General features: G+C 71.2%; 16 protein-coding genes. All 16 read right to left on the bottom strand.

Going from position 1 to position 19,446, the window contains the following annotated elements; all coding sequences use genetic code 11:
* Window positions 1-28: 28 nt before the first annotated feature.
* A complete protein-coding gene (locus EST92_RS05350; RefSeq protein WP_129279771.1) occupies window positions 29-1,417 on the bottom strand; it encodes an aspartate aminotransferase family protein in 1,389 nt (462 codons plus the stop codon).
* Window positions 1,414-3,309 carry a 1-deoxy-D-xylulose-5-phosphate synthase gene (dxs, locus tag EST92_RS05345; protein ID WP_129279770.1) on the bottom strand — a complete coding sequence of 632 codons (1,896 nt, stop codon included), beginning with the start codon at window positions 3,307-3,309 and terminating at the stop codon, window positions 1,414-1,416. Before dxs ends, EST92_RS05350 begins: the two co-directional genes overlap by 4 nt.
* A gap of 123 nt (window positions 3,310-3,432) precedes the next feature.
* On the bottom strand, window positions 3,433-4,458 hold the full coding sequence (hpnH, locus tag EST92_RS05340) for an adenosyl-hopene transferase HpnH (RefSeq protein ID WP_129279769.1): 1,026 nt from the start codon (window positions 4,456-4,458) through the stop codon (window positions 3,433-3,435).
* 5 nt (window positions 4,459-4,463) lie between these two features.
* Window positions 4,464-5,132, bottom strand: coding sequence for a 1-hydroxy-2-methyl-2-butenyl 4-diphosphate reductase (locus tag EST92_RS05335; RefSeq protein ID WP_129279768.1), 669 nt, complete (start codon window positions 5,130-5,132; stop codon window positions 4,464-4,466).
* Complete coding sequence (gene shc / locus EST92_RS05330; protein ID WP_129279767.1) at window positions 5,132-7,150, bottom strand: squalene--hopene cyclase; 2,019 nt, start codon at window positions 7,148-7,150, stop codon at window positions 5,132-5,134. The genes EST92_RS05335 and shc overlap by 1 nt, the downstream gene beginning before the upstream one ends.
* 107 nt (window positions 7,151-7,257) lie before the next feature.
* Window positions 7,258-8,322 carry a polyprenyl synthetase family protein gene (locus EST92_RS05325; RefSeq protein ID WP_174243926.1) on the bottom strand — a complete coding sequence of 355 codons (1,065 nt, stop codon included), beginning with the start codon at window positions 8,320-8,322 and terminating at the stop codon, window positions 7,258-7,260.
* A 53-nt stretch (window positions 8,323-8,375) separates the two neighbouring features.
* Window positions 8,376-9,851 carry a hydroxysqualene dehydroxylase HpnE gene (hpnE, locus tag EST92_RS05320; protein ID WP_254068533.1) on the bottom strand — a complete coding sequence of 492 codons (1,476 nt, stop codon included), beginning with the start codon at window positions 9,849-9,851 and terminating at the stop codon, window positions 8,376-8,378.
* Window positions 9,852-9,948: 97 nt separating this feature from the next.
* A complete protein-coding gene (hpnD, locus tag EST92_RS05315) occupies window positions 9,949-10,902 on the bottom strand; it encodes a presqualene diphosphate synthase HpnD (protein WP_129279765.1) in 954 nt (317 codons plus the stop codon).
* Window positions 10,899-11,801, bottom strand: a complete 903-nt coding sequence (gene hpnC, locus EST92_RS05310) for a squalene synthase HpnC (protein ID WP_129279786.1) — start codon at window positions 11,799-11,801, stop codon at window positions 10,899-10,901. Before hpnC ends, hpnD begins: the two co-directional genes overlap by 4 nt.
* 450 nt (window positions 11,802-12,251) lie before the next feature.
* The gene (locus EST92_RS05305) at window positions 12,252-13,055 is read right to left on the bottom strand and encodes an ABC transporter ATP-binding protein (RefSeq protein WP_129279764.1); all 804 of its coding nucleotides are present in this window, start codon (window positions 13,053-13,055) and stop codon (window positions 12,252-12,254) included.
* On the bottom strand, window positions 13,048-13,977 hold the full coding sequence (locus tag EST92_RS05300; RefSeq protein ID WP_129279763.1) for an ABC transporter permease: 930 nt from the start codon (window positions 13,975-13,977) through the stop codon (window positions 13,048-13,050). Before EST92_RS05300 ends, EST92_RS05305 begins: the two co-directional genes overlap by 8 nt.
* 78 nt (window positions 13,978-14,055) lie before the next feature.
* Window positions 14,056-14,940 (bottom strand): glycosyltransferase, encoded by an 885-nt coding sequence (locus EST92_RS05295; RefSeq protein WP_129250461.1) that lies wholly within the window; start codon window positions 14,938-14,940, stop codon window positions 14,056-14,058.
* The gene (locus EST92_RS05290) at window positions 14,937-15,716 is read right to left on the bottom strand and encodes a CDP-alcohol phosphatidyltransferase family protein (RefSeq protein WP_051006817.1); all 780 of its coding nucleotides are present in this window, start codon (window positions 15,714-15,716) and stop codon (window positions 14,937-14,939) included. The genes EST92_RS05295 and EST92_RS05290 overlap by 4 nt, the downstream gene beginning before the upstream one ends.
* A complete protein-coding gene (locus EST92_RS05285; protein WP_129279762.1) occupies window positions 15,694-16,755 on the bottom strand; it encodes an iron-containing alcohol dehydrogenase family protein in 1,062 nt (353 codons plus the stop codon). Before EST92_RS05285 ends, EST92_RS05290 begins: the two co-directional genes overlap by 23 nt.
* A complete protein-coding gene (locus EST92_RS05280; protein ID WP_086720811.1) occupies window positions 16,743-17,480 on the bottom strand; it encodes a phosphocholine cytidylyltransferase family protein in 738 nt (245 codons plus the stop codon). Before EST92_RS05280 ends, EST92_RS05285 begins: the two co-directional genes overlap by 13 nt.
* Window positions 17,477-19,282, bottom strand: coding sequence for a DUF5941 domain-containing protein (locus tag EST92_RS05275; protein WP_129279761.1), 1,806 nt, complete (start codon window positions 19,280-19,282; stop codon window positions 17,477-17,479). Before EST92_RS05275 ends, EST92_RS05280 begins: the two co-directional genes overlap by 4 nt.
* Window positions 19,283-19,446: the final 164 nt, after the last annotated feature.

Here is a 19,446-nt window from a genome sequence, read left to right as displayed (position 1 = left end):
CGCGGTCGCCGTCTGCCGGCCGCACAGATCAGCCCTTGCCGGCGTGCAACGACTGCTTCACCAGCGTCCGCCCGAAGTCCCACATCAGGCCGCCGCCGCTGTGGGCGTCGTCCATGACGGCCGTGAACGCCTCGACGAAGCGGTCCACTTCCCGCTCGCCGATGATCAGCGGGGGAATCAGCTTGATGACCTCCAGATGGTCGCCGGAGACCTGGGTCAGGATGCGGTGCCGCTGCAGCAGCGGGACCACGACCATCTGCGCGAACAGGCCCTTGCGGGCGGCCTGCAGCATCATCCAGCGGCCGCGCAGGCCCAGGGACCTGGGGCGGCCGAACTCGATGCCGATCATCAGGCCGCGGCCCCGTACGTCGTGCAGCAGCTCGTAGCGGTCGATGAGGGCGGCGAGCCGGGAGCGCAGCAGGTCACCGGTGTGCCGGGCGTGGGCGACGAGTTGCTCGTCCTCCATCACCGCGAGCACCGCGAGCCCGGCCGCCATCGCCTGGGCGTTGGAGCCGAAACTGGCGGAGTGCACCAGGACCCGGTCCATGGACGAGTAGACCCTCTTGAAGATCCAGTCCTTGCCGAGGGTCGCACCGACCGGGACGTAGCCGCCCGAGAGCGCCTTGGCCACACACACCAGGTCCGGTTCCACGCCCTCCTCGTGCTGATAGGCGAAGAAGTCGCCGGTGCGGCCGAGGCCGGTCTGCACCTCGTCGGCGATCAGCAGCGCCTTGTGGCGGTGCAGCAGCTCCTGGGCGGCGCGCAGGAATCCGGGCGGGGTGGGGTGGACGCCCTTGCCCTGGACGGGTTCGACCACGAACGCGGCCACGTCGCCGCGCTCCAGCTCCCGCTCCAGTGCGGCCAGATCGCCCAGTTCCACGGCGGTGTCGGGCAGCAGCGGCGCGAAGCCGTCCCGGAAGCCGTCCTCGCCGTTGACGGAGAGCGAGCCGGTGGTCAAGCCGTGGAAGGCGTGGGTGCAGTAGAGGACGCGTGGTTTTCCGGTGGCGTAGCGGGCGAACTTCAGGGCGGTCTCGACGGCTTCGGTGCCGCTGTTGCCGAAGAAGACCCGGTCGAGGTGGGGCGCATGGCTCAGCAGCTTCTCGGCGAGCAGACCGGGCAGCGGCTGGCAGTCGAAGCGGGTGAGGTCGGCCAGCGAGGCGTCGAGGACGTCGTGCAGCGCCTGCCGGACGACGGGGTGGTGCCGGCCGAGGCCCATCACCCCGAAGCCGGCGAGCATGTCGAGGTAGTCCTGGCCCTCGGTGTCCCAGAAGTAGGCGCCCTCGGCCCGCTCGTAGACCTTGTCGAAGCCGATGGTGCGCAGCATCCGCGGGAGCTGGTGGTTGAGGTGGCGGGCATGCAGCTCATAGCGCTCCGTGCCGCGCTCGGCGAGGAGAGCCGTCAGATCGAATCCGGTCACGGTGTGCTCTCCTTACGGCCCGCCGCGGCCCGGCCCAGCGCGGCGCTGATCTGTCCGGCGATCTCGGCCGGGGTGAGTCCGAGGTCGGCCAGCAGCTCACCGCGCCGGGCGTGCGGCAGGAACTGCTCGGGGATCCCGAAGGTACGCAGCGGCACGTCCACGTGCGCGTCCCGCAGGGCCTGGCCGACCGCCCAGCCGATACCGCCGGTCCGGCTGTTGTCCTCCACGACGGCCACCATGGCGTGCTGCGCGGCGAGCTGCTCGATGGCCTCGTCGACCGGCTTGACCCAGCGGGGATCGATGACGGTGGCGTCCACGCCGCGCGCCGCGAGGAGTTCGGCGACCCGCAGGCACACCGGGGCCATCACCCCGACGGCGACCAGCAGCACGTCCGGGTGCGGGGCCTGGTGGAGGACGTCGACGCCGCCGATCCGGTCGACGGCCGGGATCGGGTCGTCCACCGCCTCCTTGGGGAAGCGGACGACGGTCGGTGCGTCGGCCACCTCCAGCGCTTCGCGCAGCTGGGCACGGAGCTGCTCGGCATCGCGCGGCGCGGCGATCCGCAGCCCCGGTACGACGCCGAGCACCGACAGGTCCCACATGCCGTTGTGCGAGGCGCCGTCGGTGCCGGTGACGCCGGCCCGGTCCAGCACGAAGGTGACCCCGCACTTGTGCAGCGCCACGTCCATCAGCACCTGGTCGAAGGCGCGGTTGAGGAAGGTGGCATAGACCGCGACGACCGGGTGCAGACCGCCGGTCGCCAGGCCCGCGGCCGACACGACCGCATGCTGCTCGGCGATGCCCACGTCCCACACCCGGTCGGGATAGGCCTTGGCGAACTTCTCCAGACCGACCGGTTGCAGCATCGCCGCGGTGAGCGCGACGACATCCTCGCGCTCGGCGCCGATGCGAACCATCTCGTCGCCGAAGACGGACGTCCAGGAGGGGGCGCCGGGCGGGGCGACCGGTGCGCAGGTCAGCGGGTCCATCACGCCGACGGTGTGGAAGTGGTCCGCCTCGTCCTCCAGGGCGGGCGGGTAGCCGCGGCCCTTCTCGGTCAGGCAGTGCACCAGCACCGGCCCGTGGAAGCCGGCCGCCCGGCGCAGCGCCGATTCGACGGCCGCGATGTCATGGCCGTCGATCGGCCCGACGTACTTCAGGCCCAGGTCCTCGAACATGCCCTGCGGGGCGATGAAGTCCTTCAGGCCCTTCTTGGCCCCGTGCAGCGAGTCGTAGAGGGGTGCGCCGACGACGGGGGTGCGCTGCAGGACGTCCTTGCCCCAGGTCAGGAATTTCTCGTAGCCGTCGGTGGTGCGCAGGGTGGCGAGGTGGTCGGCCAGGCCGCCGATGGTCGGCGCGTAGGAGCGGGCGTTGTCGTTGATGACGATGATCAGCGGGCGGTCCTTGGCGGCGGCGATGTTGTTCAGCGCTTCCCAGGCCATGCCGCCGGTCAGCGCCCCGTCGCCGATCACGGCCACCACATGGTCGCGGCTGCCGCGAAGCCGGTGGGCCTTGGCGAGGCCGTCGGCCCAGCCCAGCACCGTCGAGGCATGGCTGTTCTCGATGACGTCGTGCACGGACTCGGCGCGCGAGGGGTATCCGGACAGCCCGCCCTTGGCCCGGAGCTTGGAGAAGTCCTGCCGTCCCGTCAGCAGCTTGTGGACGTAGGACTGGTGCCCGGTGTCCCACAGGATGCGGTCGGCGGGTGAGTCGAAGACCCGGTGCAGGGCGATGGTCAGCTCGACCACTCCGAGGTTGGGGCCCAGATGGCCGCCGGTGCGGGCGACGGCCTGGACGAGGAAGTGCCGGATTTCCTCGGCGAGTTCGGGCAGCCGGGCCACGGGCAGCGCCTTGAGCGCGCGCGGTTCCCGGAGGTGTTCCAGCAGCGTCATGTGCGGTCCCCCTCTTCCTGGTTCGGCCGGCGGTGCCGGTCCGTCCGCCGTCGCGTGCGGGGCCGACGGCGGACCGGGCCCTGACGAGGGGAGCCCGGGCGCGGGCTCCCCCTTATCAGCAGGTCATCCGCGGTTTCCGGCGATGGTCTCCCTGGCCGCCCGCAGGGACTCCTTCAGCGAGCCCATGGTGGCGAGGACGGCGGTCGGCTCGTAGCCGCAGTGCGCCATGCAGTTGGCGCACCGCGGGTCCTTGCCGCGGCCGTACTTGTCCCAGTCGGTCTCCTCGATGAGCTCCTGGTACGTCGGGACGTAGCCGTCGCTCATCAGGTAGCAGGGGCGCTGCCAGCCGAAGAGCGAGTAATTGGGGATCGCCCAGGCCGTGCAGGGGAAGTCCGCCTTGCCCTCCAGGAAGTCCAGGAAGAGCGGGCTGTGGTTGAGCCGCCAGCGCCGCCGGTTGCCGCCGGCGAAGGCCTTCTTGAACAGCTCGCGGGTCTGCTCGACGCCCAGGAAGTGCTCCTGGTCGGGAGCCTTCTCGTAGGCGTAGGCGGGCGAGAGCATCATTTCGTCGACCTGGAGGTCGTCATTGAGGAAATTGAGGACCTCGATGATGGTCTGCGGGGTGTCGGTGTTGAAGAAGGTGGAGTTGGTGGTGACCCGGAAGCCGCGCCGCTTGGCCTCCTTGATTGCCGCCACCGCCTCGTCGAAAACGCCTTCCTTGGCGACCGATTCGTCGTGCCGCTCACGCATCCCGTCGATGTGCACCGCGAACGCGAAATACGGGGAGGGCCGGAAGTCATCCATCTTCTTGCGCAGCAACATGGCGTTGGTGCACAGGAAGACGTATTTCCGCTTGGCCACCAACTGCCGGACGATCTCGTCGATCTGCGGGTGCATCAGGGGTTCGCCACCGGCGATGGAGACCATCGGGGCACCCGACTCCAGCACCGCGCCGACCGCCTGCGCCACCGGCATGCGCTGCTTGAGCACCCCCGCCGGATGCTGGATCTTTCCGCAACCCTCGCATTTCAGATTGCACGCGAAGAGCGGCTCCAGCTCGACAATGAGCGGGAACTTCTCACGCCGCCGGATCATCTTCTGCTCAAAAAGATAGGTACCGACCCGGATGGACTGACGAAGCGGCATGGCCATCTGACTCACCTCCAGGGGAGCAGCAAAGAACGGTGCCATTCGTAAAAAACAGGCAGGACGGAGCGCAGGACTCGGAAGGCTGATATTCCACCGCGCACGGTGCCGATTCGCACGAGTTCGTGTTCTGGAGCGTCCACGACCACCCGGACGGCCGCAACCGGACGGGGGCCGGCCCGTCGGGCCGCGCGGAGGGTGGCCGCGGACTCCATGTCCACCGCGACCGCACCCGCGGCGTGCAGCGCGGCCCGCTCGGCGCCGCGCACCACGTGGTCGGAGCCGCACAGGAGCCCGCTGTGCACCCTCAGACCGCGCTCCCGCAGGGCCCGCAGCAGCGGGCCGTTGTCCCGGCAGGGCGTCTCCGGGTCGTCGGCGTGGTGGCCGCGGGTGGCCGAGGCGACGATCACGTCCCCGGGCCGCATGCCGGGGGCGAGCCCGGCACAGAAGCCGCTGGCGACCACCGGGGACCGCTCGGTGACCGCACCCTCGCGCAGCGCCGTGGCGAGGGTACGTTCGGCCGCCTGCGGGCCCATGCCCGTACGGAGCACGACCGGCCGCGGTAAGGCCCGCTCCGCCGCTCCCGCGAGGTCGCCGCCACGCAGGGCGAACCGCTCGATGCCGAGCGCACAGGCGACCAGCAGTGGTGGATCCGCGTCGGTCGGGGCCGGGCCCGGCATCAGGACCCCACCGGTGCGACGGCCGGGCCCCCGTTGAGATAGCGCCCCAGTGCCGTCAGGGGGAAGACCTGGCGGTAGAGGTGGTAGTTGATGGAGAAGTCCCAGGGGAAGCCGGTGCCGGTGAAGTACGGCTCGTCCCAGGAGCCGTCCTCGCGCTGCGTCGCGGCCAGCCAGCGCACTCCGCGGCGTACCGCCTCGCCGTCCCGCTCGCCGGCCGCGAGCAGCGCCATCAGCGCCCAGGCGGTCTGTGAGGCGGTCGAGGCGCCGCGCCCGGCCCACTGCTCCTTGTCCTGATAGGACCGCTGGTCCTCGCCCCAGCCACCGTCGTCGTTCTGCACCCCCTCCAGCCAGCGGACCGCGCGGCGGACCGCCGGGTGCGAGCGCGGGATGCCGGCCGCGGCGAGCGCGGGAAGCACCGATCCGGTGCCGTAGAGGTAGTTGGTGCCCCAGCGGCCGAACCAGGCGCCGCAGGGGTCCTGTTCGGCCAGCAGCCAGGCGATTCCGCGGCGGGTGCGCGGGTCGTGGGTACGGCCGACGTCCGCGAGCATCTCGACGACATGGGCGGTGACATCGGCCGACGGCGGGTCGATGACCTCCCCGAAGTCACAGAACGGCAGCCGGTTGGGCAGCGGGCTGGTGTTGTCGACGTCGAACGCGCCCCAGCCGCCGTCCCTGGACTGCATGCCGAGGTTCCAGCGCACCGCGCGGCGTACCGCGGCCTCGACCCGCTGCGGATCGGGGTGCTTGACCCGGCGCAGCGCGAGCACCACCTCTGCGGTGTCGTCGATGTCCGGGTAGTTGTCGTTCTCGAACTCGAACGCCCAGCCGCCGGAGGGGAGTTGGGGGCGCTTCACGCTCCAGTCGCCGGGCCGGTCGATCTGCTCGGCCAGTATCCACTCGGCGGCCTTGACCAGCTGGGGGTGGTCGGCGGGCACGCCGGCGTCGGCGAGCGCGATGGTGGCCAGGCAGGTGTCCCAGACCGGGGACTGGCAGGCCTCGATCATCCGGGCCCCGTCCGCGCGCCGTACGGCGAACCGGTCGAGGGACGCCAGGCCGGTACGCAGCACGGGGTGGTCGAGGTCGTAGCCGAGGAGGTGCAGCGCGATGACGGAGTAGACGGCGGGCGGCTGGATACCGCCCCAGCAGCCGTCGTTCTCCTGGCGCTCGATGATCCAGCGGGCGGCGGAGCGCATCGCGGCGCGGCGCAGCCTGCGGAAGGCGACCTTGTGGTAGAGGTGCAGCGCCTTGTCGAGGCGCTGGAACAACCCGTCCCAGCTCACGGCGGGGGCGAGCGGCCGCGGCGGGTTGGGGCGCCGCGGGTCGGTGTGCAGCTCGTCGAGGGCGAACGGCGCCGGACGCACCGGGCGGGTGGCCGAGACGATGGTCAGCGGCACGATGGTCTGCCGCGCCCAGCATCCGAAGTCATAGATGTTGAGCGGGAACCACTTCGGGAAGTAGAGGAGTTCCGGCGGCAGTTGCGGCAGGTCGTCCCACTTCCACCAGCCGAACAGGGCCAGCCAGATGCGGGTGAAGACCCGGGCCGCGGCGACTCCGCCCTGCTCGCGGACCCATGCGGAGGCCTTGGCCATGTGCGGGGCGTCCGGGGCGTCCCCGGCGAGCCGCAGGGCGACGTAGGCCTCGATGGTGGTGGAGAGTTCACCGGGCCCGCCGTAGAAGGTGGCCCAGGTGCCGTCCGGGCACTGCTCGCCGCGGATGTAGCGGGCCGCGGCCTCGGTGACTTCGGGGTCCTGGATACCCAGGAACTGACGGAGCAGCAGGTCTTCGGCGTCCATCGTGACGTTGGTCTCGAGGTCGCCCTTCCACCATCCGGCGGGGTCCTGGGCGGACAGCAGATGGTCGGTGGCGCGGGCGGTCGCGCGGCGGGCGGCATCCGCCGTGTCGCCCCCTAAGGCGCTCCGTACCCGGGCGGATGCTGCGGTTTTCCCAGCGGTGGCATCGCTGGCCGATGGGGCCCGGGGCGGCAGCGCCCCGGTGCTTCCGTCGGTCGTCGCTGTCATGGCTTCCCCTTCTGCAGTGAACTGTGAAAAGCGTGCTCAGGGATTCCGTCGGCCGGCGCCCGGCTGGCACCGGCCGGCGACTGCGATCTATTCGGTGTCGATGGTGATCATCTCTTTCGTACGACGACGAAGTCCGCGAGCGCGACGAGCTCGGCACGGACCTTCTCCGGCATCTCGATCTCGTCGAGCGCGGCGATGGCGGTGGTGTGCTGACGGCGGGCCTCCTGCGACGTCCACTCACGGCCGCCGGCCTCCTCGATGAGGGCCGCGCGGGAGGCGAACTCCTCCTCGGTGAAGTCGGCGATCTCGCTCTCGCTCTTCTTGGCGTCGGCCGCCAGGATCCGGGCGAGGCGCTCGGAGGCCTCACCGCCGGCGGCCAGGGCCGCGACGACCGGCAGCGACTTCTTGCGCTGCCGCAGGTCGCTCCAGGTCTGCTTGCCGGTGGCGTCCGGGTCGCCCCAGATGCCGAGCAGGTCGTCGACGGCCTGGAAGGCGAGGCCGAGGTGGTAGCCGTACTTCTCCAGGGTGTCCGCCGTGCGGTCGTCGGCGCCACCGAGCACCGCGCCGATGGAGACGGCACAGGCCAGCAGCGCGCCGGTCTTGTTGCCCTCCATCTCCAGGCACTCCTCGACGGTGACCCGCTCGCGGTGCTCGTAGGAGATGTCCTGCGCCTGGCCGTCGATCAGCTTGCGGGACGCCTGGGTGAGCCGGCGGGTGGCGCGGCCGGCGTCGACCGTGCCGAGCTCCAGCAGTATTTCGTTGGCGAGGGCGAAGAGCGCATCGCCGACGAGGATGGCCTGCGCGGGGCCGTGCACCTTCCACACCGTGTCGCGGTGCCGGCGCTGCTCGTCGCCGTCCATCAGGTCGTCGTGCAGCAGCGAGAAGTTGTGCACCAGCTCGACGGCGACCGCTCCGGGGATCCCGACCTCCGGGGCCGCGCCGGCGGCCTCGGCCGAGAGCAGCGCGAGCGCGGGCCGTACCGCCTTGCCGCTGTCACCCGTGGTGGGGTGGCCCTCGGCGTCGATCCAGCCGAAGTGGTAGGCGGCGACGGTGTCCATGGGAGGAGCGAGCCGGTTGACGGCGGCACGCAGCACGGGAGTGGCGAGTGTCCGCCCGCGCTCCAGCAGCGCGGTGACCCCGTCGGTGTCGATAGCTGGGGAAGCCGGATTCACGGTTTCTCCTCTGTTTCCGATGCTCGTGCTCGTGGGAGCGCTCGTACTCGTAGTCATGCCGCCTCCTGAGGCAACTGGCCCTGGGGGAAGCCGAGTTCGGTGAGTGCCTCGCGAGCGGCGGCAGTGCCGCTGCGAACAGCGCTTTCCATGGTCGCGGGCCACCCGGTGGCGGTCCACGCACCGGCCAGATACAGGCCGGGGGCTTGGGTGCGGGCGGCGGGGCGGAGCCTGCCGACGCCCGGTGCGGGCGCGAAGGTCGCGGTGCGCTCGCGGGTGACGAAGAAGTCGTGGATCCGGGCGCCCCGGGCGGCGGGCAGCAGCCGCTCCAGCTCCGGAAGATAGCGGGCGCGCAGCTTGGCGACCGGCTGGTCGATCTCTTCCTGCGCGGCGGACTGCGACACGGCCAGGTACTGGCACCGCTCATTGCCCTTGACGCGCGTCAGTCCCGACCCGTCGGTGCGGTCGAAGACCCATTGGACGGGCGAGCCGACCGCGGCGAAGAAGGGGCGGCGCAGCACCGTGCGGTCGTAGACGACGTGGAGGTTGAGGATCGGGGCGGTGCCGATGTCCAGCAGCCGGTCCTTGCCGGCCAGCGCCCCGTCGGGCAACAGGGCGTGCGTCTCGCGCTGCGGTACGGCGAGGACGACGGTGTCCGCGGTGAGTTGCTCGCTGCCGTGCGGGCCGTTCGCCACCGAGACCCGCCAGCCGCCGTCCGTACGGTCCACGGCCGCGACGCGGGTCCGCAGCGCGAGGCGGACACCGGCCTTCTCCAGCGCCGTACGGGCGAGGGCGTCGTGGACGTCGCCGAGCGGGACGCGGGACCAGCCGATGTCGGCGGCGCCCGGCGCGGACAGCAGCCCGGTCTTGAAGACCTTGGCGGCCAGGCCCAGCGAGGCGTCCTCGGCGCGGGCGTTGAGGGTCGCGACGCCGACCAGGTCCCACAGCGCCTCGACGGCCCGGGCCGACTGGCCGTGGCGGCGCAGCCAGCTGCCGAAGTCCACCCCGTCCAGCGCGGGGTCGGCCGGGTCGAGGCCCTTGAGCGCGAGGGTGGCACGGACGACACCGGCCCGCTCGGCGGGTGAGAGGTGCGGGTAGCCGGCCAGGCTGCGGGCGAGGTGCAGCGGGACGGGCAGGGCGCTGCGGCGCAGCCGGCCCAGCCGCATCCCGCCCCCGCCGGAGCTGGAGCCGGGGTCCAGGACCGGTACGTCCAGGCGCTCCTGAAGGGGCACCAGGTCCGCGGCGCCGATCCGCTCCAGCAGCGTGCGGTAGGCGGTGCAGCAGCGCAGGTAGACGTGCTGGCCGTTGTCGACGTTCAGTTCGCCGGCGGCGGACTCGCGACGGAAGGAGAAGACCAGCCCGCCGAGCCGGGGCCGGCCCTCGATCAGGGTCACCCGCAGCCCCGCGTCGGCCAGCGCGAGCGCCGCGGTCGTGCCCGCGAGACCGCCCCCGACGACCACCGCGGTCCGCCCCTGGGGAGCGCCGGACGGCAGGTCAGGATGGCGGCCGAGCCGCGTGGCCGGCGATGTCATGTGCTCTCCCCCCGTACTGCTGTGAGGGACGCAGCCACCCCGGAGAGGGTTGCCCGCCGCGCTGACGCGGGGTCACCGCCGTTGGCCGTCCGGCGCATCATCCACGCCTCCGGACGGACTGCCGTCGGCCGATCGCCCGCGCGTCGAGCCCGGAGAGCCCGCGCACCGCGACGAACGCCTTCTCCCGGCCGGGCAGCGAGACCCGGCCGCGCAGCACGGCCTCGGGGTCGGCGGCGATCCGGGTCAGCAGGCGGTGGTAGATGCCCGCCATCGCGGCCACGCAGGCGCCGCTGCGCCGGTCGAGCATCGGCAGCAGCCGGAAGCCCTCGGCGAACAGCGCGCGGGCGCGGGTGACCTCGAAGTGCACCAGGCCGGCGAAGTCGGAGCCGGGCGGCGGTACGGGGCGGTCGAAGCCGTCCGCACAACCGAACTTGGCGAGGTCCTCGGCGGGGAGGTACGTCCGGCCGTTGCCGGCGTCCTCGCGAACGTCCCTGAGGATGTTGGTCAGTTGCAGGGCGAGGCCGAGGGTGTCGGCGTACTCCGGCGCACGCTCGGCGTCCGGCGCGCCGGGGACCGTGCCGAACACGCCCAGCGAGAGCCGGCCGATCGCGCCGGCCACACAACGGCAGTAGACCTTCAGCTCGTCCCAGGTCTCGTACGTCTCGCCGCGCACGTCCATCAGCACGCCGTCGATGAGCTCGTCGAGACCCTCCAGCGGCAGTGGGAAGCGGCGGGCGGCATCGGAGAGCGCGACGGCCACCGGGTCGGTGTCGTCTTCGTCGATCCGGCCGTCCTTGATACGGCCCAGCAGCGCCCGGGTGTCCTCCAGGCGCCGTTGTTTGGCGGTGGGCTCCAGGGTGCCGTCACCGATGTCGTCGATCCGGCGGGAGAAGGCGTAGAGCGCCGACATGGCCTGTCGCTTGTCGGTCGGCAGCAGCCGGATGCCATAGGCGAAGTTCCGTGCCTGCTGCCCGGTGATGGCCTCGCAGTAGCGGTACGCAGCGAGCACCGGCGCGGACGCGTGTGCAGTGTCCTCCACGGTCCGACTCACCCCTCTCTTCGCAATGTCGCCGCTACCTCGCGCAGCAGGCTGAGCTTGGTCGGCTTGGGCGGTCCAGGGAGTACGTCATGATCGGCGGCCGCGACCGCCTGGAGTGCAGCGCGTCCGCCGGCCACGAAACCGGCCAGCAGCAGCTTGAGTCTGCCGTGGACGCTACCCACCAGCGGGGTGCCTTCATTCAGCAGGTCACGGGCGCGTTCCGCCTCGTAGGCGATCAGCGCGCGCACCGATGCGCCCCCGCTGGGGGCGGCCAGATCGGCCTCGGTGACGCCGAAGCGTTTCATGTCCTCGGCGGGGAGGTAAATGCGGTCGCGCCCGAGGTCCTCGGCCACGTCCTGGAGGTGCTCGACGATCTGGAGCGCGGTACAGACGGCGTCCGAGCGGCGGATGCGCTCCGGGCTCGCGGTGCCGGTGATGCCGAGGACGAGCCGGCCGACGGGATTGGCGGACAGCTCGCAGTAGGCGGCCAGATCGTCGTAGGTGCCGTAGCGGCTGATCCGCTGGTCCTGCCGGTTGGCCGCGATCAGATCGAGGAACGGCTCGGGGGTCAGCCCGCAGCGGCGGACGGTCGGGCCGAGCCGGCGCATGAGCGGATGCCGGGGCCCGGGGGCCCGGTCGCTGAAGACGCGGTGCAGATCCGCCTCCAGGGCGTCCAGCAGCGCGAGCCGCTCTCCCCCACTCTCGGCCGCGCTCGATCGGGAGGTGCCCCCGTCCTGCGCGCGGTCCAGCCCGAGGAGCACGGCATCGCCGCCGCCGGGGGCGAGGTCACCGTCACCGATGTCGTCGACGAGCCGGGCGAAGCCGTAAACGGCCATCAGATCGGCGCGCCAGACCCGGGGCAGGAAGAACGGCGCCACCGGGAAGTTCTCGTGTGCGGCCTGATCGAGCACGGTGCGCGTCTGCTCCCGTCCGTCGCCCGCCACCCCCGTCCGGGGGAAAGCGCGACGCGCCTGCTCGTTGTCTCGGCTCACCGGGGGCTGCCCGGCGCATTTCGGTGCCGGAGCGAACCAGTAGCCATTGCCGTCACGTCTCCCGTTCTACACCGCCAAGCTAAAACATCCTATTTCGGACACGCCGCAGCAGGCGACGCGCCCGATCGAGTCCACATCGCCCGCTCGGGTGAGCATTGCCCGACATGTACCACTTGATGCTGTTCAGTACCCGTACAGCTTACGCCGTACGTCTCGCCCGCCTCCGAGGGGGTACCGAAGCGGCGGGCACCATTCCGGCCATCATCCACGGCGTTCGAACTGGCCCCGATGCCCGTAGAGTTGACGATTCCTGCACACCCGAAGGCCTCCACGAGGCGAACTCGCGGAGGCCTTCGGGGCGGGACGGGACTACTTGCCCGTCTCCTTTTCGTACGCCTTGATGACCTCGTCGGTGGGGCCGTCCATCAGCAGCTCACCGCGTTCCAGCCACAGCACCCGGTCGCAGGTGTCGCGGATGGACTTGTTGTTGTGGCTGACCAGGAAGACCGTGCCGGCCTCCTTGCGCAGCTCGCGGATGCGGGCCTCGGAGCGCTTCTGGAAGCTGCGGTCGCCGGTGGCCAGCGCCTCGTCGATCATCAGCACGTCATGGTCCTTGGCCGCGGCGATGGAGAACCGCAGCCGGGCCGCCATACCGGACGAATAGGTGCGCATCGGCAGCGAGATGAAGTCGCCCTTCTCGTTGATGCCCGAGAACTCGACGATGCCGTCGTAGCGCTCGCGGACCTGCTCACGGGACATACCCATGGCCAGGCCGCCGAGGACGACGTTCTTCTCGCCGGTCAGATCGTTCATCAGCGCCGCGTTCACGCCCAGCAGGGAGGGCTGGCCGTGCGTGTAGACCTTGCCGCGCTCCGCCGGCAGCAGGCCGGCGACCGCCTTGAGCAGCGTCGACTTGCCCGAGCCGTTGGAGCCGATCAGGCCGATCGACTCGCCGCGGTAGGCGGTGAACGACACACCCCTGACCGCATGCACCTCGCGCACGCCCGTGGACGGCTTTCGCCGCACGATGCGGTTCAGCGCCGCGGTCGCGCTGCCCTTGCCGGCACCCGTGCCGTAGACGCGGTAGACGATGTGCAGATCGTCCGCGATCACGGTCGGGATGCGCTCCCGCGCCGCCTCGGTCGGCTGGACGCCGTTGGTCTGCTCAGCCACGTCCGTACCGCTCCTCGGCCTTCCAGAAGTACACAAAACCCACGACGCCCATCAGCAGCGCCCAGCCGCCGGCGAACGCCCACACATGCGGCGGCAGCTGGCTCGCCTTGAAGCTGTCGATCAGCGCGAACCGCATCAGGTCGATGTAGACCGCGGCGGGGTTGCCGTTCAGCAGCACCTCCACGAACTTCGGGACGTGCTTGCCCTTGAGGATCAGGTCGATGCTGAACATCACGCCGGACGCGTACATCCAGGTCCGCATGATGAAGGGCATCAGCTGCGCCAGGTCCGGGGTCTTCGACCCCAGCCGCGCCATGACCATCGCCAGACCGGTGTTGAAGACGAACTGCAGCGCCAGCGCCGGGAACACCAGCAGCCACGACCACGTCGGCACCTGCCCGAAGCCGAGCAGGATGATCACCAGCACGCCCATGGAGAACAGCAGCTGCTGCAGCTGCATCAGGCAGAACGAGATCGGCAGACAGGCCCGCGGGAAGTGCAGCGCCCGCACCAGGCCGAGGCTGCCGGAGATCGCCCGGGTGCCGGCCATCACCGAACTCTGGGTGAAGGTGAAGATGAAGACGCCGGTCACCAGGAACGGGACGTAGTCCGGGACGCCCTTCCGGGTGCCGATCAGCAGGCCGAAGATCAAGTAGTACACGAGCGCGTTCAGCAGCGGCGTCGCCACCTGCCAGACCTGTCCCAGCTTGGCCTGGCTGTACTGCGCGGTCAGCTTGGCGCTGGCGAAGGCGGAGATGAAATGCCGGCGGTGCCACAGCTGCCCGATGTACTCCGGAAGGCCGGGTCGGGCACCGCTCTGCGAGAGCCCGTACTTCTGGGCCCGCTGGGCAGGAGTGAGCCCCTCATCGGAAGATGGCGGGGCACTCATGGCGACCGCACTGTCGTGCGTGGTCTCGCTCACAGTTGACACTTTCGTCCTCAAGGTGCGCTGCCGGGGCCACGCCCCGGTTCGCGCCTGATGCTCTCAGATACGAGCTTGTCAGATGACGGGAGGGCGACCCAGTCGGGTCAGTCGCCAAACGGTAGCCCACTTCATGGGGCGCCTGGGACCGCACGGCGAGACCCAGCCCTCCTTGAAGCCGCCCAGCCAGGCCCGCAGCGCCGGCCGCGACGGCCGGCGGACGAGGGTGAGCAGAAACCAGACACCGAGGTAGACCGGCACCAGCGGGGCGGGAAGGTTGCGGCGGGCCAGCCAGACGCGGTTGCGGGCCACCATGCGGTGGTAGACCGCATGCCGGGCCGGAGCCGTCGTCGGGTGGAAGAGGACCATGTCGGAGCGGTAGTCGATCAGCCACCCCGCGTCCAGCGCCCGCCAGGCCAGGTCCGTCTCCTCGTGGGCGTAGAAGAAGTCGTCGGGCAGACCGCCGACCTCCGCGAAGACGGTCGTACGGACCGCGTTCGCGCCGCCGAGGAAGGTGGTCACCCGCGACGAGCGCATCGGGTCGGCGGCGCGCAGCCGCGGGACGTGCCGGCGCTGGGTCTCGCCGGTGTCCGGGTCGGCGATCCGGAAGCTGATGATGCCGAGCCGGGGGTCCGCGGCGAAGGCCTGCCGGCACAGCTCGGCGGTGTCCTCGCCGGCCAGCAGGCCGTCGTCGTCGAGGAAGAGCAGCACATCGACATCCCGGCCACCGGGGCCGAACGCCTCGATACCGGCATTGCGGCCGGCCGGGATGCCGACGTTCTCCGGCAGCTCGACGGTCCGGATGCCCTCGGGGAGCTCGGGCAGCGGCGAACCGTTGCCGACCACGGCGATCTCGACCGGATCGCCGTCCTGCTTGGCGACCGAGTCCAGGAGTGCGCGCAGCTCCTCGGGGCGGTTGCCCATGGTGATGATGACCGCGCCGACCTTCATCGCGCCCCTCACTTCAGCCTGCTCGACGCCAGGATGGACACCAGGTGCAGCAGCGTCTGCAGGAGCGCGATGCCGGCCAGCACGGCGACGCCGAGCCGGGAGAAGAACAGGTCGCCCCGGACCGTGTCCAGGACCGCCAGGACCAGGATCAGCAGGGAGGCCTCGACCCCGAGGACCAGGCGGTGGAACTTCAGCGCCGCGGCCGCCTTGCGGGCCAGCGCCATGCCCGACGAGCGCGGCTCGGACGCCGTTTCCTTGACCGGCGGCAGCCCGCCCTGGTGACGGGCGACGCCGACGAGGTCGGTCTCGGCCTTGATCAGGATGGCGCCGAGAGCGGCGAGGGTGCCGAGGAACGCCCACAGCCAGTCGATCCGCCCGGAGCCCCACAGGTCCGCGGCGCGCAGCCCGAAGCCGACGAGCACCGCGGCGTCGCACAGGTAGGCGCCGACCCGGTCCAGGTACACCCCGCCCAGCGAGAACTGCTTCTTCCAGCGGGCGACCTCGCCGTCGACGCAGTCGAGCAGCAGGTAGAGCTGGACCATCAGCACGCCGAGCAGAGCCCCCGCGATCCCCGGCACCAACAGGGCGGGGGCGGCGAGGACGCCGGCGACGGTCATCACGTAGGTCAGCTGGTTGGGCGTGATCCGCGTGTTCACCAGGTGGCGGTCGATGCGCAGCGAGATCTCGCGCATGTAGAGCCGGCCGGCCCAGTGCTCGCCGCTCCGCCGGTCCTTCACCCCCGGGGGGTGAACGACCGGGCGGAGCTCAGCTACCGATGGCTTCTGCATAGTCGGCGTAAGCGTCCCTGATCTGGTCGATGGACAGGTCGAGGTGCTCCAGGATCGTGTAGCGCCCCGGACGGGTCTTGGGTGCGTAGGCGACGACCTGGACGAATTCCTCGTCGGTGAAGCCGATCTCACCCGGCGTGACCGGCAGACCGTGCCGGCGCAGCACCTCGACCATCAGGTCACGGGTCTCCGTGTCCCCGCGCAGATGCGTGGCGAACGCGGCGCCGAGGCCGCACTGCTCGCCGTGGCTCGCCGCGCGCTTGGGGAAGAGGAGGTCGAAGGCGTGGTTGATCTCGTGGCAGGCGCCGGAGGCCGGACGGCTGTCGCCCGCGACCGACATCGAGATCCCGGTGAGGACCAGGCCCTCGGCCAGCACCTGGAGGAACTTGTCGTCGCCGACGCCGCCGGGGTGGCGCAGCACGGCCTCGCCGGCCTGGCGGGCCATGGCGGCGGCCAGCCCGTCGAGGTCCTCGCCGGTCTCGCGGTGGGCGAGCTCCCAGTCCGCGACCGCGGAGATGTTGGAGATCGCGTCACCGATGCCGGAGCGGACGAACCGGACCGGGGCCTCGCGGATGATGTCGAGGTCGATCACCACGGCGATCGGGTTCGGCACACCGTAGGAGCCGCGGCCGGCGTCGTTGTCGAGGGTGGCGACCGGCGAGCACAGGCCGTCGTGCGACAGGTTCGTCGCGACGGCGACCAGCGGCAGGCCGATGCGCGCGGCGGCGAACTTGGCACAGTCGATGATCTTGCCGCCGCCCAGGCCCACGACCGCGTCGTAGTGCCCCTTCTTCATGGCGTCGGCAAGCTTGATCGCGTCGTCCAGGGTGCCGCCGTCAACCTCGTACCACTCCGCGCCCGGCAGCGCGGGCGACAGCCGCTCCCGCAGCCGGGCCCCCGAGCCGCCGCTGATCGCGATGGCGAGCTTGCCGGACGCGGAGATGCGCTGATCGGCCAGCAGGCCCGCCAGGTCGTCCAGGGCGCCGGCGTTGATGTCAACGACGACCGGGGACGGAATGAGGCGGGTCAGTACTGGCATGCGATGTCACGGCCCTTCGCCAGGTCGTCGTGGTTGTCGATCTCGACCCACTTGACGTCGCCGATCGGCGCCACGTCCACCTTGAAGCCGCGGTTGACCAGCTCCTGGTAGCCGTCCTCGTAGTAGAGGTCGGGGTCCCGCTCGAAGGTGGTCTTCAGGGCGTCGGCCAGCTCCTCGGCGGCCTCGCCCTCGATGAGGGTGACACCGATGTACTCGCCGGTCGCCTCGGCCGGGTCCATCAGCTTGGTGATCTTCTGGACGCCCTTGGCGGGGTCCACGACGACCTTCATCTCCTCGTCCGCGAGCTGCTTGACGGTGTCCAGCGCGAGGATGATCTTCTGGCCGTTGCCGCGGGCGGCGAGCAGGGTCTTCTCGACGGAGACCGGGTGCACGGTGTCGCCGTTGGCGAGGATCACGGTGTGCTTGATGGAGTCACGCCCGCACCACAGGGAGTAGGCGTTGTTCCACTCCTCGGCCTTGTCGTTGTCGATGAGGGTGAGCTTGAGGCCGTACTTCTGCTCCAGGGCCTCCTTGCGCTCGTAGACGGCCTCCTTGCGGTAGCCGACGATGATCGCGACCTCGGTCAGGCCGATCTCGGCGAAGTTGCCGAGGGTCAGGTCGAGGATGGTGGTGTCACCGTCCACCGGCACCAGAGCCTTGGGCAGGGTGTCGGTGTAGGGACGCAGACGCCGTCCGGCGCCGGCAGCCAGCACGAGGCCGATCATGCGGGTTCTCCTTCATCGTGTACGGCGGGTGCTTGCGAGGACACCCAGAAGCGGATGCTCTCGACGAGCACCAGCAGCGCCAGGACCACGGCAAGGGCCGTGAGCGCGATTGTGAAACCTTCAGGGGGCAGCGCGGCGGCGAGGACGGTGACCACAAGGACGCGTCCCTCGTGCCCGCCGGTTGCCCGGACCAGCCACCGCGGCGGGGCCCCGGTGCCACCGCGGATGCGGTAGACGGTGTCGTAGTGATGGTAGGCGACCGCCGCGACCAGCCCGAACGCCGCGGGCAGCGCTCCGGGGACGTCCGAGCGGGCGGCCAGCACCAGGATCGTGACGTATTCACCGGCCCGGAAGAAGGGCGGCACCAGCCAGTCGAGGGCGCCCTTGAGCGGGCGGGACACGGCCGCGCCGGCCAGCAGCGCGGAACAGACGGCGACGCCGACGGTGAGCCAGGAGCTGGGGTCGTCCTGGAAGATCACCCAGACCAGCAGCACGGCGGCTGAGAGAAATGCCATGACGGGGGCCAGGAAGGAACCGGTGCGGCCGCGGCCCCGGGCGCGGCCGGCGATCAGCTCGGCGAGCGGCCCGGAGTCGGCGAGGTCGGCCAGCGCCCGGGCGGCGCGGTCGGTGCGCCGGGCCCGCCGGGTCAGCGAGCGCAGCACCCGCCCCGCGGTGGTGTAGCAGGCGGCCAGCGCACAGCCGATCAGCAGGGCGTAGAAGACGATGCGCGGGGTGGTGAGCGCGGTGAGCACGGCGATCATAGCCCAGCGCTCACCGATCGGCAGCACGATCATGCGCCGCACCCAGACCGTCCAGCCGACGCTGTCGAGCTTGTCGGAGAGCGCCGCGGTCGGGCTCGTGTTGGCGCTCGCGTCGTGGTTCGCCTCGTTGAAGGAGAAGTCGACGACATGCCGGCAGGTCTGCAACACCATCGCGCCGAGCGCCAGCGCCCAGACGTCATCCCCGCCGCGCGCCGCCCCCAGCGCCAGGCCCGCGTAGTACGCGTACTCCTTGGCGCGGTCGAAGGTGGCGTCCAGCCAGGCGCCCATCGTCGAGTACTGCAGGGAGTAGCGGGCGAGCTGCCCGTCGGTGCAGTCCAGGACGAACGAGAAGAGCAGCAGCAGGCCGGCGGCGACGAAGCCGCCGCGGGTTCCGGTGGCCGCGCAGCCGGCCGCGATCAGCGCGGTGACCAGGGACGCGGTGGTGACCTGGTTGGGGGTGAGCCCGCGCCGTGCGCACCAGCGGGCGAGGTAGCGGGAGTAGGGGCTGATGCCGTACGTGGTGAAGAACCCGTCGCGGGACTTCACGGCGGTACGCAGCCGGACCGCCTCGTCGTCGACGGCCGCGACGGCCTCGCGTGCCTCCTCGCGCTGGGCGGGGGTGAGCGCGACGGTGGCGACCAGGCTGCCCAGCTCGACGCGGTGCAGGCCGATCTCGTCGCGGTCCAGGGACGCCGTGAGGGTGTCGGTGAGGACGTCCGTGAGGTGAGCGGTACCGGCACCGACCGGGATCCTGCCGACCGCACGGGCCAGCGCGCCGCGGGCCTCGGGCTGCACGGTGAGCGCGCCCGGTACGGCCGCGGCCGGGAAGCGGGGGTCCGTCAGCGCCAGCCGCAGGGCGTGCAGATGGCCGACGAAGCGGGGATCGACGACGGCGACCCGCTCCTGCGCGGGCACCGCGGAGATCAGCTCGGCGGCGGCCGCGGCGTCGTTCGCCGTACGGACGTCAAAGCCCAGCGTGCGCAGGTCGGCTTCGAGCGGCGACCCGGCGACCGGCGAACCGGTGAGGATGGCGGTCGACAGACGAACTCACTCCTTGGAAGCTGACAAGGCAGCCAGGCCGGTCCGAAGTCGATCCGCATTCGACACGAACTACCCGGGCAGCGGGCGTGGCACACCTCGCCCCCGGAGGGGCTGGGTGGCACGTCGGCAGAGGTTATCGGATCGCCGGATGCGGCCGTTCACCG

Origin of the sequence: Streptomyces sp. TM32 (assembly GCF_004122755.1) — a bacterium.
GTDB lineage: Bacteria > Actinomycetota > Actinomycetes > Streptomycetales > Streptomycetaceae > Streptomyces > Streptomyces sioyaensis.
Note: the sequence above shows the minus strand (reverse complement) of the source record. Positions and strands in the feature narration are given on the sequence as shown.

Bases quoted from the DNA above. Each gene is read 5' to 3' on its own strand.
- EST92_RS05290 (WP_051006817.1), bottom strand. From the start codon at position 15,716: ATGCAGAAGCCATCGGTAGCTGAGCTCCGCCCGGTCGTTCACCCCCCG.
- hpnE (WP_254068533.1), bottom strand. From the start codon at position 9,851: ATGACATCGCCGGCCACGCGGCTCGGCCGCCATCCTGACCTGCCGTCC.
- shc (WP_129279767.1), bottom strand. From the start codon at position 7,150: ATGACAGCGACGACCGACGGAAGCACCGGGGCGCTGCCGCCCCGGGCC.
- dxs (WP_129279770.1), bottom strand. From the start codon at position 3,309: ATGACGCTGCTGGAACACCTCCGGGAACCGCGCGCGCTCAAGGCGCTG.
- EST92_RS05285 (WP_129279762.1), bottom strand. From the start codon at position 16,755: ATGCCAGTACTGACCCGCCTCATTCCGTCCCCGGTCGTCGTTGACATC.
- EST92_RS05335 (WP_129279768.1), bottom strand. From the start codon at position 5,132: ATGCCGGGCCCGGCCCCGACCGACGCGGATCCACCACTGCTGGTCGCC.
- EST92_RS05280 (WP_086720811.1), bottom strand. From the start codon at position 17,480: ATGATCGGCCTCGTGCTGGCTGCCGGCGCCGGACGGCGTCTGCGTCCC.
- hpnH (WP_129279769.1), bottom strand. From the start codon at position 4,458: ATGGCCATGCCGCTTCGTCAGTCCATCCGGGTCGGTACCTATCTTTTT.